We start from the raw sequence: 14,579 nt of genomic DNA on the forward strand, positions 1-14,579 counted from the left end.
GGCCCGCCCGGCCGGGCCGCCCCCCCCCCCCCCCCCCCCCCCCCGCCCGGCCGCCCAAGGGCGGCGGCACCGGCGGCGTGGCCACCGATTTCCAGCATCTGCCGGGCTGGCGGGACGACGATGTCGCCGCCGCCCTGCCGGCCGTCTGGAACACCTGCAGCGTCTATGCCGGCAAGTCGCCGGGGACGCGGCTGAACTACAACGGCATCGAGGGGCCGGTCGAGGATTGGGTGCCGATCTGCGACGCCGCCCACCGCCTGACCGGCCGCGACGAGGCCCAGGCCCGGCAGTTCTTCGAGACCTGGTTCACCCCGGTCGCCCTGACCGGCTTCGACGGCGGCCAGTTCGGCCGCTTCACCGGCTATTTCGCGCCGGAGCTGAACGGCAGCCGGGTGCGCCGTGGCGCCTACCAGACACCGCTGTACCGCACTCCGGGCAACGGCCGGGACCGCCAGCGCAGCCGGGCCGAGATCGCCCGCGGCGTGCTGGAGAGCCGCGGCTACGAGATCGCCTGGGTCGACGACCCGATCGACGCCTTCTTCCTGGAGATCCAGGGCTCCGGCAAGGTCCGGCTGGACGACGGCAGCGTCATCGGGCTGAAGTTCGACGGCCAGAACGGGCAGCGCTACCGCGCGGTCGGCCGGGTGCTGGTCGATGCCGGCATCGCCACGCTGGACGAGATGTCGATGGGCTATATCCGCAACTGGATGACGGCCAATCCGGACCGGGCGCAGTGGCTGATGAACCAGAATCCGAGCTACGTCTATTTCCGCGAGAAGGCCGCCGAGGACGTGATCGGCGCGCATGACGTGCCGCTGACGGCGGGGCGCAGCCTGGCGGTCGACAAGGACTACCTCTCGCTGGGCACGCCGGTCTGGCTCGACATCGAGGACGACCCGACGGTGCCGGGCCGCACGCTGCGCCGGCTGGTGCTGGCCCAGGACATCGGCGGCGCCATCCGCGGCCCGATCCGCGGCGACCTGTACTGGGGCGAGGGCCACGCCGCCGGCGACATGGCCAGCGCCATGAACGCCGAGGGCCGGGCCTATATGCTGGTGCCGCGCGCCACGCTCGGTCTCGCAAGGCAGTAGGGATCGGCGGATAGGCCGGAGCCACCCCCTCACCCGAAATCGCTGCGCGATTTCGACCTCTCCCCGAGGAGAGGTGAAATCCCCTCTCCTCGGGGGAGAGGGAGGGGCCCGACGCCGTAGGCGGCGGGAGGGTGAGGGGGCGGGCCGCGCCGCCGAGCAGCCCTATGACTTGCCGACGACACGGGGGCAACAACGGCAAAATTCAGGCATTCAGTCCTGCACGAATCGAAGGCAGGCGATGCAAGGCGCGCAATGGCGCCGCCGATTCGGCGGACGTAAGGTGGGGTTCGCGGCCCCGAGGCCGTCCCTTGCCGGCCGCCGCCACCATGACCCTCACGCTCGCCCAGCCCCGCGCCTCCGTCGCCGCGGGCATCGGTTTCGCCTGTCTCGGCTTCGCCCTCTACACCTGCATGGACACCGCGGTGAAATGGGTGTCGGCGGGCTTCCCGCTGTACCAGGTGATCTTCTTCAACTCGGCCTTCGGCCTCTTGCCAATGCTGGCCTATGCCCAGCTGACCGGCGGCGTCGGCCAGATGCGGACGAGACGGCTGTGGCTGCACGCCACCCGGTCGGCGATGGGGCTGGCGGGGTCGTTCACCTGCTTCCACGCCTATGCCGAGCTGCCGATCGCCGACGTCTATGCCGTGCTGTTCTGCGCGCCGCTGCTGATCACCGCGCTGTCGGTGCCGATCCTCGGCGAATCCGTCGGCTGGCGGCGCTGGACCGCGGTCGGGGTCGGCTTCATCGGCGTCATGGTGATGTTGCGGCCGGGCGCCGGCATGGCCAACCCGGCGGTGCTGGGCGCGCTGTTCTCCGCCGTGGTCAACGCGGTCGGCTTCCTGCTGCTGCGCCGCTTCATCGCCAACGAGAACCGGATCTCCTTCGGCTTCTACGCCAATGCGACCACCGCCATCGTCACCGGGCTGATGATGCTGGCCTTCGGCGGGGTGATGCCGGCGCTGCACGACCTGCTGGCGATCGCCATCGGCGGCGTGCTGGGCGGCACCGCCTATCTGTTCGTCACCAACGCCTATCGCCAGGCGCCGGCCGCGGTGGTGGCGCCGTTCCAGTACAGCCAGATGATCTGGGGCGTCGTCTCCGGCTACCTGCTGTGGCGCGACGTGCCGGACCCGACCATGCTGATCGGCTGCGGCATCGTCATCGCCAGCGGCCTGTACATCCTGCACCGCGAGACGGTGCGCCAGGCGCCGGTGACCCAGGGCGCGGCCCCGGCCGCCACCGTCGCCTCGGTGCCCTCGCCGATCAGGACGTCGCCGGACCGGGCCCCTGGCTGAGCCGGGCCCGCGCCTCGGGCGTGGCCAGGCAGGTGGCGACGGCCTCGTAGCCGGGCGCGCCGGGCCAGGGCGCGACGGTGCTCGGCGGGGTGTGATTGGCCGGGCATAGCAGGATCGCCTCGTCCGGGCCGACCGCCGCCAGGTCGAGGATGGCGCAGGAGCGGGTCATCAGGAACAGCGGCGTCTCTGCGGGTCCGCGGCGGCGCAGATGGGCGATCAGCGCCTCCTGCGTCGGCTGGTCCAGCCCCTGCTCGACCATGTCGACGACCACCGGCCCCTCGGCCTCCAGCCCGGCCAGCAGGGCGACCAGCGCGTCCGAGACCGTGGCGCCGTCCTCGACCAGCCAGGCCAAGGCCCGGTCGACCCGGGCGCGGAGATCCGGATCGGCGTCGAGCCGGGCCTTGGCCGCGGCACCGCCATCGTCCAGCCGGTCGAGGCCGAGGAAGGCGGCGCCGGGCACCACCTCGGCCAGGCGCAGCGCCAGCCGGGTCTTGCCGCTGCCGAGCGGGCCGATGATGTAGGTCAGCGGCCGGATCGGCCCGAGCTCGAACCGCTCGCCGCCCCAGGGCCAGGGCAGGTCGAAGGCGATGCCGGACCCGAGGGGTCCGGGCACCAGCCGCGCCAGCTCCCCGGCGGTCGGCGCCCGGCCGCGGGCGAGGTCGGCGCGCAGCCCGTGCACCCGTTCGATCGTGCCGGCGAGCTGGCGCAGCCGGCCCTCGAGCACCGCCTGATGCGCCGCCAGCGCCGGCTCCAGCCCCTGCGGGTCGCCCTGCAGCACCCGCGCCACCTGGGCCAGGCTGAAGCCGAGCGCTCGCAGGGCGGCGATCTCGGCGGCGCGCTCCATCTCGCCGGGCCCGTAGGCGCGCCATCCGGCGGCGCTGCGGACCGGGGCGAGCAGGCCGCGCTGCTCGTAGAGCCGGAGGGCCTTGGCTGAGACCCCGAGCCGCCTTGCGGCTTCTGAGGCGTTCAGGAAGCGGGCGGATGTCGTCACGACTCACCTCGTTGCGGGTTGACCGCCCCCCTTATCGGAGCAGTCCCAGGGGCCGGGTCAACAGGGATTGGCGATGTCGCCGGAATCCGTCATGCTGGCTGCACCATGACGACCACGCGCGCAGCCTCGGGACGACTTACGGCCTTCTGAGCCGGCCGGATTCGTGCGTCCGGTTTCCGTCCCCTCTGCTGCGATCCATCCCATGACCATCCGCCCGAAGGCCGCGCCGCGGCCCAGCCATCTCCGACTTCCCGGCGGCCGTCGGCGGGAGGTCCGCCGGCGGCCGTAGCTCCCCCTCGGCACGGGCAAGGAGGCACGGATGGCTTACGATCCGCAGGCGATCGAGCCGAAATGGCAGGCATACTGGGACGAACACCGGACCTTCCGGGCGGAGATCGACCCGGAGAAGCCGAAATTCTACGCGCTGGACATGTTCCCCTACCCCTCCGGCGCCGGGCTGCATGTCGGCCATCCGGAGGGCTACACCGCCACCGATATCATCTGCCGCTACAGGCGCATGGCAGGCTGGGCCGTACTGCACCCGATGGGCTGGGACGCCTATGGCCTGCCGGCCGAGCGCTACGCCATGCGCACCGGCATCCACCCGGCGGTCACCACCCGGCGCAACATCGAGACCTTCCGCGGCCAGGTGAAGCGGCTGGGCTTCTCCTACGACTGGGAGCGCGAGCTGGCGACCACCGATCCCGGCTTCGTGCGCTGGACGCAGTGGATCTTCCTGCAGCTGGTCGAGCGCGGCCTGGCCTATCAGGCCGAGGCCACCGTGAACTGGTGCCCGGCCCAGAACACGGTGCTGGCGAACGAGGAGGTGAAGGACGGCCGCTATGTCGAGACCGGCGACCCGGTGGAGCAGCGGCCGATGCGGCAATGGATGCTGCGCATCACCGCCTATGCCGACCGGCTGCTGGCCGACCTGGACGGGCTGGACTGGCCGGAGGGCATCAAGGCGCTGCAGCGGAACTGGATCGGCCGGACCGAGACGGTGGGAGAGGACGGCACGCGCCGGGTGACGTACCGCCTGCGCGACTGGCTGTTCTCGCGCCAGCGCTATTGGGGCGAGCCGATCCCGATGCTGCATCTGGCCGACGGCTCGGTGGTGCCGCTGCCGGAGGACAGCCTGCCGCTGCTGCCGCCGGAGCTGGCCGACTACGCCCCGGCGCCGGGCGGCCAGCCACCCTTGGCCCGCGCCACCGCATGGGTCGAGACCACCGTGCCCGGCACGGACATCCCGGCCCGGCGCGAGACCGACACCATGCCGCAATGGGCCGGCAGCTGCTGGTACTATCTGCGCTTCCTGGACCCGCACAACGACCACGCCATCGTCAGCCGCGAGGCCGAGCGCTACTGGCTGCCGGTCGACCTGTATGTCGGCGGGGCGGAGCACGGCGTGCTGCACCTGCTGTACGCCCGGTTCTGGCACAAGGTGCTGTACGACATCGGCGTGGTCTCGACGCCGGAGCCGTTCCGGCGGCTGGTCAACCAGGGGATGATCCTGGCTTCGTCCTATCGCGACGCTGCCGGCCGCTATTACGAGGCGGCGGAGGTGGAGGAGCGGGACGGCGGGTTCTATGCCGGCGCGGTGCCGCTGACCCGGCAGGCCGAAAAGATGTCGAAGTCGCGCTTCAACGTGGTCAACCCGGATGCGGTGGTGGCCGAGCACGGCGCCGACGCGCTGCGGCTGTATGAGATGGTCCTGGGCCCGCTGGAGGCGGCCAAGCCGTGGCAGACCGACGGCGTGGCCGGCATCCGCCGCTTCCTGGACCGGGCCTGGCGCATCGTCTGCGCCGAGGACGACAGGCTGAGCCCGGCGGTGCGGGAGGTGGAGCCGCCGGCCGGGCTGCTGCGGCTGCGCCACGCCACGGTCGCGGCGGTCACCGCCGACATCGAGGCGCTGCGCTGCAACACCGCGATCGCCCGGCTGATGCAGTTGGCCAAGGCGCTGGCCGCCGCCGACCCGCGCCCGCGTGCGGTGGTGCAGGATTTCGTGCTGCTGCTGGCCCCCTTCGCCCCGCATATCGCCGAGGAGCTGTGGAGCAAGCTGGGCCATCCGGACAGCCTGGCCCACGCCCCCTGGCCCGGCTTCGACCCGGATCTGGCCGGGGCGGAGAGCCGCGATTATGCGGTGCAGCTGGACGGCCGAGTGCGGCACCACATCCGCGGTCTGGCCGGGCTGGACGGCCCGGCCCTGATCGCCGAGGCCCGGGCGGATCCGAAGGTGGCGGCGCTGCTGGAGGGGCGGGAGGTGGTGCGGGAGATCGCGGTGCCGGGAAGGCTGGTGAATTTTGTGACGCGGGATGGGGGGTAGGGGAATTGCCCAACGTTGTCGTCATGGCGAGCCTCGGAGGGGAGTGGCCATCCAGTGGCACCACCCTCTGGATCGCCACGGCGCTTCGCGCCTCGCGATGACGATCAGGACGGCAGACGAACCCAGCCTGCGACCTACCCGTTTTGTCATTGCCGGGCTTGACCGGCAATCCAGTGGGCATCGAGACCTTCTGGATGCCCGGGTCAAGCCCGGGCATGACAATAGTGAGTGAGGAAAAGTGTTGGATCAGCCCAAAGCGAACTCAACCTAATCACTCACTGTGACGCCATCAGAAGGGGATCTCATCATCAAGATCAGCCGCCGATTTAGCGGCGGCTGGCTCAGGCGGCGGTGCCGGAGGTCGCATCTGCAGGTGCTTTGCGATCAGAAAGTTGTGGAAAGTGGCCGCCAGTTGAAGCGCCAGGTCCGCATAGACCGTCGGCACATGGACGATGCTGGCCCCCTGTCCATGCCCGGCAAGCTTGTTGCGTAGCGCCGGCAGGGTCTTCAGCACTTGCTCGCCGAAACTTTGCCGAACGCTTTCCGACAGATCGTTAAAAAATCCCTGGTCCATCAGCGTCTTGATTAGGCGATCCGCATTGGCATGCTCGATCCCGGTGAGCACCTTTAGCACGCTCTCAAAGCTTTTTGCCGCGTAGAGGATGGCGTCCTTGGCATCACCAGACGCCGCATCCTGGCGAGCTTGCGCGAACTCATTCGCCGCGCCTTCGAAGCTATGCGATGACAGCACGGCGTGGGCATCTTCGACGAGGCGGGCACCCACAAAGTCACTGTCGAGCTTAAAGAACTCACCGTCGGTGAAACGCCAGGGGCAGTTCTGCAGATCAAAGAGCTCGTTCACCTTGGCCTTGAACGACTCTCGTGTTGCTGCCTCCATCCAACCAAAAGCTAGCTCGACGATGTCGAAGACAAGCGGTCCATCCGCCGTGAGGACGAGGTGGCGCAATGCAGAATGCGGGGTCGGTCCGGCATCGTCACGTGTGGGGTTCGGTATCGATTCCCATCCATGCTCTGTGGCGAGCTCATAGCCGACCTCCTCCAACGCGGAGGAATTGTCGATCCAGCGGTCATTTGGGTCTCGCTGGATACCGACCGATTCGTTGTACTTCAGCAGCTGAGTCCAGAGTTTACGCCGGAAGTCGCTGCCCAGATCAACCGCTATCCGACCGGCTGACAACGCGCGATGATATCTTTGACTGAAGATCATGACTGATATTGGCTTATGAACGGGGCGCCCGCAGGCCTTCAATGCCTATAGAGTATAGCGCCGCCGGACAGTCCTGGACCAGTTTTGTCGTCTTCCTGAATTTGAAAGCCCCATCATCGAATGCAACCGTAAGCTGTGACGCCTGCCGTCCTTCGCCCTCGCCGCTCACCCCTCCTCCACCGGCGGCAGACAGTCCAGCAGCCAGGCGCGGAAGGCGCCGGCGGCGGGGGAGAGGCGGCGGTCCTCCGGCATCGCCAGCCAGTACCAGCTGCGCGGCACCGAGACGTCGAACAGCCGCACCAGCCGGCCGGCGGCGATGTCGCGGGCGCAGAGCACGTCGTCGCCCATCGCCACGCCCTGCCCCGCCATCGCCGCGTCCAGCGCCAGCGCCACGTCGAGGAAGCGCGGGCCGCGGGTGGCGTCGATGCCGGTGATCCCCGCCGCGGCCAGCCACAGCGACCAGGTCTGGGCGCTCTCGTCATGCAGCAGGGTCTGGCCGCGCAGATCCGCCGGCGTCGCCAGCCCCGCCGCCAGGGCCGGGGCGCAGACCGGGTAGTCCATCACCTGCACCAGCTTCTCCGCCGCCAGGCCGGGCCAGCCGCCGCGGCCGTAGCGGATCGCGAGATCGGTCTGGTCGGCGCGGAAATCGGCCAGGCGCAGGGTCGGGTCGAGCTCGATGTCGATGCCGGGGTGGAGCTTGCGGAACGCGCCGAGCCGCGGCACCAGCCAGCGCCCGGCGAAGGCGGGCTCGACCGACAGGCGCAGCCGGCCGCGCCCGGCCTCGGCCGAAATCGCCACCATGCCCTGCGACAGCCGGTCGAAGGCGTCGGCGACCACGGCGGCGAAGGCCCGCCCGGCCTCGGTCGGCGCCAGGCCGCGGCCCTCGCGCAGCAAGAGCGGCACGCCCAGCCGCGCCTCCAGCCCGCGGACATGGCGGCTGATCGCGGCATGGCTGACGCCGAGCTCGGCCGCGGCGGCGGTGAAGCTGCCGCGGCGGGCGGCGGCCTCGAAGGCGCGGACGGCGTTGAGCGGCGGCAGCGGGCGCATCGCCCATCTGTAACTTTTCCTTACAGATGCCGCAAGGGAACGGCGTTTGTGCCGGAGCCGGCGAAGCGGCAGAGTCTGGGTCAGCCCAGGAGGCGACCATGTTCCACCATCTGCTCGACGCCTATCTCACCGTCTTCGCCCCCGCCCCGCGCCGCGCCCCGGTGCTGCCGGAGGAGTGCCGCGCGGAGATCCTGCCGCCGCTGCAGATCGGCCGGCGCCGCAGCCGCCCGTCGCGGCGGCCGATGGTGATCGGCCGGCCGTGAGCAGCCCCTCCTTCCCGCTGGAGGGCGGCTGCCTGTGCGGCGCCGTGCGCTACCGCATCGACGGGCCGGTCGCCTCGGTCGACTATTGCCATTGCCGGATGTGCCAGAAGGGCACCGGCAACCCGGCCGTGGCCTGGGCGACCGGCCCGTTCGCGAGCTTCCATTGGACGAAGGGCCGGCCGCGCGGCTTCCGCTCGTCGCCGGTCGGGCGGCGCTGGTTCTGCGCCGATTGCGGCTCGCCGCTGGCCTTCGAGGGCTTCGAGCCCCAGGGCAAGACCATGGGCATCACTTTGGCGACGCTGGACGACCCGATGGCGCTGCGGCCGCGCCAGCACGCCTGGATCGGCACCCGCATCCCCTGGCATGCGATCGACGAGACCCTGCCGCAGTATGAGGATGAAGGACCGGCCAGCGGGATTTGACCGCTACGCGCTCGCCGGCGCCGCACCGTTGCGGCGGCCGGGCAGCCGGGCGAAGACCAGGACGTTGCCGAGCAGCACCAGCGCCACCCCGGCCACCGCCGTCGCGGTCCAGACATAGCCCTCCAGCAACGCCGAGACATTCAGCGCCACCAGCGGGAACAGCACGGTGGAATAGGCCGCCTTGTCGGCGCCGATGCGGCCGACCAGCGTCAGATAGGCCAGGAAGGCGATCACCGAGCCCGGGATGGCGAGGTAGAGTAGCGCCCCGACATAGGCGGGCGACGGGTCGAAGCGCCAGGGCGTGCCCTCCACCAGCACCACGGCCAGCAGGATCAGCGTGCCGTAGACCATGCCCCAGGCCGTGGTGGTCCAGGGCGTCAGGCCGCGGCGCCGGTGCATCACGGCGAAGACGTTGCCGACCCCGAAGCCCATGGTGCCGGCCAGCGCCAGGCCGAGGCCGTAGAGCATCCGAAGGTCGAGCTGTGCCGGGTCGATGCCGAACAGCAGCCACAGCCCTGCCAGACCGACCGCGCCGCCGGCGAGGACGCGCGGCTTCAAGGGCTGGCCGAGCGCGACCCGGCTGAACAGCGCGGTCCAGACGCTGCCGGTGGAGAAGGCGACGGCGACCAGGCCGCTCGGGACATAGGCCGAGGCGTGGTAGACCAAGAGGAAGTTGCCGCTGAACAGCGCCAGGCCCTGGCCGAGGCAGGCCAGATGGTCGCGGGGGCGCAGGGTCTCGCGCCGGCGCGTCACCAGCAGCAGTACGGCCATCACCGCAGCGGCCAGGGCGAAGCGGTAGAGGATCGACAGCTCCACCGCCACCGGGCCGATCTGGTAGTGGATGGCGATCCAGGTGGTGCCCCAGATCAGGACGACGAGCAGGTACAGGGCGGCGGTCATGGGAGCTCAGGAGTTCCGGAATCTCGAGCGTCACCCTGCGCCTGCCGGCGGCCGCGTGATTGCACGTCCTTGCGCAGTTTCCACGCGGGCCCTGGCCGGCGACCGGGCGCAGGCCTAGAGTCCGGAGACCATGAACCGGCCCGGACCGAGGATCGACGAGACCCCGCTGCAGCGCCTGGCGGCGCGCTACGGCGTGGCCGCGGCGCTGGCGTCGTCGCGCGCGGTCTTGGAACGGACGGTCGAGATCGGCGACGGCTTCACCCTGGCGGAATGGTGGAACGCCCACGACACCACCGGCTACCACTCCCCCGGCCACCACACGCTGAGCCTGTATCTGGAGGGCGGCGAAGGCACCCGGCGCATCGGCTTTCCCGGCCGCTTCGGCGGCCCCGGCCGGTTCTGCCTGCTGCCGGCCGAGCATGAATCGCACTGGGTCCTGAGCCGACCGATGCGCTTCCTGCATTTCTATTTCGACCGCGGCGCCCTGGCCGCGGCCGGCGCCGCCGCGCATGACGCCGACATCCGCGAGACCACGCTGCCGGACGACACCTTCTTCGACGATCCGGACGCGGCCCGGCTAATGGCCGGGCTGATCCGGCTGGACTGGGGCGACGCCGGCGCCCGGCTGGCGGCGACCCAGTCCGGGCATGAGCTCTTGGCCCATCTCGCCGGCCGCAGGCTGCGCCGCCGCCCCTCCCCCGCCCTCGACGGCGGCCTGGCGCCCCATGTCCGCCGCCGGGTGCTGGAGGCGATCGAGGCGGCCCTGGACGAGCCGTTGACGCTGGGCCGGCTGGCCGCCGTCGCCGGGCAGTCGGAGTTCCATTTCGCCCGGATGTTCCGTGCCTCGGTCGGGCTGCCGCCGCACGCCTATGTGCTGGCCCGGCGGCTGGACCGCGCCCGAAGGCTGCTGGCCGAGGGCGACCGGCCGCTGGCCGAGATCGCCGCCGCCTGCGGCTTCACCCATCCGAGCCATCTGACCCGGCATTTCCGCGCCGCCTTCGGCGGCCCGCCCGGTGCCTGGCGGGCGGCGGTGCGGGGCTGAATCCGGCTTCACCCGTCCCCGGACCGAAGTCATAGTGATGGAAACGGGGGAGAACAAAGCGATGCGGCGGAGTCTGTGCCTGGCCTTCGGCCTGGGGATGCTCGCGTCTGGCCCGGCCTGGGCCCAGGCGACAGCGGAGGGGGCGGCGAGGCTGCAGGCCGCGCTGGAGGCGTGGCAGCCTTCGGTCGGCAGGCTGAGCCTGGACGAGGTCGACGCGGTCACGCGGATGACGATGATTCCGTTTTCCGTCAGCGACTGGCAGGTGACGGCGGACGGCGACGGCTACCGTGTCGCGGTCCCGGGATTCCGCTGGTTGCTGAGTGGGGAGCTGGAGGAGCACCAGGACCCCACGGTCCTGTCCTGCGACGCCGAATCCGTGCGCGCCGTGCCGACATCCGCCGGGACGTTCATCCTGGGCTCCGACCGGCTGCTGGCCTGCCGGGTGGGCAATATCGGCCGGATCGTCGCCAAGTCCCGGCGTGTCACCGGAACTGTCGATCCCGGAGCCCCCGCCAACACCACCATCGTGGTCACGTTCGAGCAGGTCTCGATCGAAGGCGGGACGACCCGCGTGCCGACCATCGACCGGCTGGAGCTGACCCGCAGCGCCAAGGCGGTCGCCGACGGGCGCGTGGATCTCGATGCCGACATCACGATCGAGGGCCTCGCCTACCCCTTCCCCGACGGCGTGGGCGAACTTCGGATCGACCGGATCCTGTTCGACTGCGGCATGCCGGGGACCGATGCGGCGGGCCTGACCCGGTCGGCCGTTGCCCTGATGAAGGCGGAGCGCCGCAAGACCGATGCCGCGCCCGACACGATCGGGCCCCTGCGTGATCGCGTGATCGCCGGCCTGGGCAAGGTCGGCACCACGACCCTCACCGCTGCGGGCCTCCAGGCGAAGCGGAATGAGGTGTCCATCGGGCTCTCGTCGCTCGCGGTCGGGTTCGGCTACCGCGACTTCGACCGCGATGGCGCCGGTATCACCCTTCGCCTCGACATGAAGGATCTCTCGGTCGGCCCGCGATGGCGCTATGCCGCCTGGACGCCCACGGACAGCATCATGCAGGTCTCGATCGAGGGCTTCCCTTTCTGGGAGATTTTCGATGCCTTCCTGGCGGACCGCCCCGCCGACTCCCAGGAAGACCAAGAGTTGTTCCGGCGCGCGCGCATGCGTCTCTCCGTCGACGCCATGCAGCTTTCCGCGCCGGACGCGGCGCTCGAATTCGGCGGCTCCGTCGCCAGAGTTCCCGACGCGGTCAACGGGTGGGCCGGCGCCCTGAGGCTGCGCCTGACCGGGATCGACGGGCTGGTCAAGGCGCTGCAGGCCGACCCCAAGGCCAGCCAGGCCGCGGCGGGGCTGACCATGGTGCAGGTGCTGGGGCGGCAGACCACGCTGCCCGACGGCCGGACGGCGCGCGACTACGAGATCGTGATCGATCCGTCCGGCAAGGTCCTGGTCAACGGTGCCGACGTCCAGGCGCTGGTGCCGAAGGATCTGTGACCAGTCCAGTCACCCGCCGTAGTAGCTGCGGTACCAGTCGACGAAGCGGGGGATGCCGACCTCGATCGGGGTCGAGGGGCGGTAGTCGACGGCCGCCTCCAGCTCCTCGACATCGGCATAGGTCTCGGGCACATCGCCGGGCTGCAGGTCGCGGAACAGCTTCTGCGCCTCGCGGCCCAGCGCCCGCTCCAGCACCGAAATCATGTCCAAGAGCGCCACCGGCCGGGTGTTGCCGATGTTGTACAGGCGGTAGGGCGCGGCGCTCGAGGCCGGGTTCGGGCGGTCGCCGGTCCAGGCGGGGTCGGGCTGCGGCACCCGGTCCAGCACCCGGGCCACGCCTTCGACCAGGTCGTCGACATAGGTGAAGTCGCGCAGCATGTGGCCGTGGTTGAACACCTCGATCGGCCGGCCTTCCAGGATGGCGCGGGTGAACAGGAACATCGCCATGTCCGGCCGGCCCCAGGGGCCGTAGGCGGTGAAGAAGCGCAGGCCCGTCACCGGCAGGCGGTAGAGATGGCTGTAGGAATGCGCCATCAGCTCGTTCGCCTTCTTGGTCGCAGCGTACAAGCTGAGCGGATGGTCGACATTCTGGCGCACCGAGAACGGCATCGCCGTGTTGGCGCCGTAGACCGAGCTGGAAGAGGCGTAGACCAGGTGGCGCACGCCGTGGTGGCGGCAGCCTTCCAGCACGTTGAGGAAGCCGACGACATTGGAATCGACATAGACCTCGGGATGGGTCAGCGAGTGCCGCACCCCGGCCTGGGCGGCGAGATGCGCCACCCGGCCCGGCTTCACCTCGGCGAACAGTTCGGCCATGCCCGGCCGGTCGGCAATGTCGAGCCGGCGGAAGGCGAAGCCCGGGCGCTCGGCCAGCCGCTCCAGCCGCGCCTCCTTGAGGCGCACGTCGTAATAGGGGTTGAGATTGTCGACCCCGACCACCCGGTGCCCGGCGTCGAGCAGCCGCCGGGCCAGGGCGAAGCCGATGAAGCCGGCGGCCCCGGTGACCAGGATCGGCTCGGCGGTGGCGGCAGGCATCTAGAGGCTCCAATAGGCCAGGCGCGGCGGCACGCTCGCCGGATCCAGCGCCGATTTCACATCCATGACCAGGCCGCCCTCGCGCAGGCAAGCCCACAATCCGTCGAGCGGCCGATCGAGGTAGGCCCGGTGCGGCACCGCCAGCACCAGCGCATCGAGGTCGCGGAAGGCGTCGAGGCCGGCGAGGTCGAGGCCGTATTCGTGCCGCGCCCGCGCCGGATCGGCCAGCGGGTCGTGCACCAGCGGCGCGATGCCGTAGGAGCGCAGCTCGGCGACGATGTCCGGCACCCGGCTGTTGCGCAGGTCGGACACGTTCTCCTTGAAGGTCAGGCCGAGGATGCCGACCCGGGCGCCGAGGATGGTGCGGCCCTGGCGCGCCAGCACCTTGACCAGCTTGGCCCCCAGGAAGGCGCCCATCTGGTCGTTGATGCGGCGGCCGGCCAGGATCATCTCCGGCCGGTAGCCCACCGCCTCGGCCTTGGCGGTCAGGTAATAGGGGTCGACGCCGATGCAGTGGCCGCCGACCAGGCCGGGCTGGAACTTCAGGAAGTTCCATTTGGTGCCGGCGGCGGCCAGCACCTCGGCGGTGCGCAGGCCCAGCCGGTCGAAGATCATCGCCAGCTCGTTCATCAGCGCGATGTTGAGGTCGCGCTGGGTGTTCTCGATCACCTTTGCCGCCTCGGCCACGCGGATCGACGGCGCCCGGTGCAGGCCGGCGGGGACGATGGCGCCATAGGCCGCCGCCACCCGCTCCAGCGTCGCTTCGTCCTGGCCCGACACGACCTTGACGATGCGCTCCAGCCGGTGCTCGCGGTCGCCGGGGTTGATCCGCTCCGGCGAATAGGCCAGGGCGAAGTCGATGCCGGCACGCAGGCCGGAGGCGCGGGCCAGGGCCGGGCCGCAGACCTCCTCGGTGGCGCCGGGATAGACGGTGGATTCGAACACCACCACGGCGCCGGGGGTCAACGCCCGGCCGATGGTCTCGCAGGCGCGCAGCAGCGGCCCGAAATCCGGCCGGCGCTCGGCATCGATCGGGGTCGGCACGGTGGCGATGAAGAAGGAAGCGCCTGCGAGGTCCGCCGGATCGGCGGTGGCGGCCAGGCCGCTGCCGGCCAGGTCCGCCGGCTCGACCTCGCCGGTGACGTCATGGCCCTCGCGCAGGGCGGCGACGCGGGCCGGATCGATGTCGAAGCCGATGGTGCCGGGGAAGCGCCGGGCGAAGGCCAGCGCCACCGGCAGCCCCACATAGCCGAGCCCGATCACGGCGATGCGTTCCGGGGTCATCGGGGCCACCAAGCGCTGAAGGGTTCGCTGCGTCCCCTTCGCCGCCTTCTTCCTAGTCCCCCCTCCCCTTGGGGGGGGGGGGGGGGGGGGGGGGGGGGGGGGGGGGGGGGCGGGGGGGGCGGGGGGGGGGGGGGGGGGGGGGGGGGGGGGGGGG

At 71.0% G+C, this 14,579-nt stretch carries 13 protein-coding genes; 7 read left to right on the top strand and 6 right to left on the bottom strand.

Features of this window, described 5'->3' with window-relative positions; all coding sequences use genetic code 11:
* A partial coding sequence (mltA, locus tag AAHM41_RS33555) for a murein transglycosylase A (protein WP_342240981.1) occupies nucleotides 1-1,091 on the top strand: 1,091 nt, incomplete at its 5' end.
* 308 nt (nucleotides 1,092-1,399) lie between these two features.
* On the top strand, nucleotides 1,400-2,386 hold the full coding sequence (locus AAHM41_RS33560; RefSeq protein ID WP_342240982.1) for a DMT family transporter: 987 nt from the start codon (nucleotides 1,400-1,402) through the stop codon (nucleotides 2,384-2,386).
* On the opposite strand, the gene AAHM41_RS33565 is transcribed toward AAHM41_RS33560, so the two are convergent.
* Nucleotides 2,355-3,377 carry a MerR family transcriptional regulator gene (locus AAHM41_RS33565; protein WP_342240983.1) on the bottom strand — a complete coding sequence of 341 codons (1,023 nt, stop codon included), beginning with the start codon at nucleotides 3,375-3,377 and terminating at the stop codon, nucleotides 2,355-2,357. The two genes, AAHM41_RS33560 and AAHM41_RS33565, sit on opposite strands and share 32 nt — an antisense overlap.
* Before the next feature lie 319 nt (nucleotides 3,378-3,696).
* On the opposite strand from AAHM41_RS33565, the gene AAHM41_RS33570 reads away from it, so the two are divergent.
* A complete protein-coding gene (locus AAHM41_RS33570; RefSeq protein WP_446719503.1) occupies nucleotides 3,697-5,700 on the top strand; it encodes a class I tRNA ligase family protein in 2,004 nt (667 codons plus the stop codon).
* Nucleotides 5,701-5,989: 289 nt separating this feature from the next.
* Here AAHM41_RS33570 and AAHM41_RS33575 read toward each other — a convergent pair whose 3' ends face one another.
* Nucleotides 5,990-6,928 (bottom strand): AbiJ-NTD4 domain-containing protein, encoded by a 939-nt coding sequence (locus AAHM41_RS33575; RefSeq protein ID WP_342240984.1) that lies wholly within the window; start codon nucleotides 6,926-6,928, stop codon nucleotides 5,990-5,992.
* Nucleotides 6,929-7,093: 165 nt separating this feature from the next.
* Entirely contained in the window at nucleotides 7,094-7,975 is an 882-nt protein-coding gene (gene gcvA, locus AAHM41_RS33580; RefSeq protein ID WP_342240985.1) for a transcriptional regulator GcvA, read from the bottom strand.
* Between the two features lie 98 nt (nucleotides 7,976-8,073).
* Between gcvA and AAHM41_RS33585 the strand changes: the two genes are divergently transcribed.
* Complete coding sequence (locus AAHM41_RS33585; RefSeq protein ID WP_342240986.1) at nucleotides 8,074-8,238, top strand: hypothetical protein; 165 nt, start codon at nucleotides 8,074-8,076, stop codon at nucleotides 8,236-8,238.
* Complete coding sequence (locus AAHM41_RS33590; protein WP_342240987.1) at nucleotides 8,235-8,660, top strand: GFA family protein; 426 nt, start codon at nucleotides 8,235-8,237, stop codon at nucleotides 8,658-8,660. The genes AAHM41_RS33585 and AAHM41_RS33590 overlap by 4 nt, the downstream gene beginning before the upstream one ends.
* A gap of 3 nt (nucleotides 8,661-8,663) precedes the next feature.
* Here AAHM41_RS33590 and AAHM41_RS33595 read toward each other — a convergent pair whose 3' ends face one another.
* On the bottom strand, nucleotides 8,664-9,560 hold the full coding sequence (locus AAHM41_RS33595; protein ID WP_342240988.1) for a DMT family transporter: 897 nt from the start codon (nucleotides 9,558-9,560) through the stop codon (nucleotides 8,664-8,666).
* Between the two features lie 130 nt (nucleotides 9,561-9,690).
* On the opposite strand from AAHM41_RS33595, the gene AAHM41_RS33600 reads away from it, so the two are divergent.
* Both AAHM41_RS33600 and AAHM41_RS33605 read left to right on the top strand, forming a co-directional pair.
* Nucleotides 9,691-10,602 (top strand): AraC family transcriptional regulator, encoded by a 912-nt coding sequence (locus tag AAHM41_RS33600; protein WP_342240989.1) that lies wholly within the window; start codon nucleotides 9,691-9,693, stop codon nucleotides 10,600-10,602.
* Between the two features lie 37 nt (nucleotides 10,603-10,639).
* Nucleotides 10,640-12,106 carry a hypothetical protein gene (locus AAHM41_RS33605; protein ID WP_342240990.1) on the top strand — a complete coding sequence of 489 codons (1,467 nt, stop codon included), beginning with the start codon at nucleotides 10,640-10,642 and terminating at the stop codon, nucleotides 12,104-12,106.
* Nucleotides 12,107-12,115: 9 nt separating this feature from the next.
* Here AAHM41_RS33605 and AAHM41_RS33610 read toward each other — a convergent pair whose 3' ends face one another.
* The gene (locus AAHM41_RS33610; protein WP_342240991.1) at nucleotides 12,116-13,141 is read right to left on the bottom strand and encodes an NAD-dependent epimerase; all 1,026 of its coding nucleotides are present in this window, start codon (nucleotides 13,139-13,141) and stop codon (nucleotides 12,116-12,118) included.
* Nucleotides 13,142-14,425, bottom strand: a complete 1,284-nt coding sequence (locus tag AAHM41_RS33615; RefSeq protein ID WP_342240992.1) for a nucleotide sugar dehydrogenase — start codon at nucleotides 14,423-14,425, stop codon at nucleotides 13,142-13,144. It abuts the gene before it with no gap.
* Nucleotides 14,426-14,579: the final 154 nt, after the last annotated feature.

The sequence above is a fragment of the Inquilinus sp. OTU3971 genome, assembly GCF_038440215.1.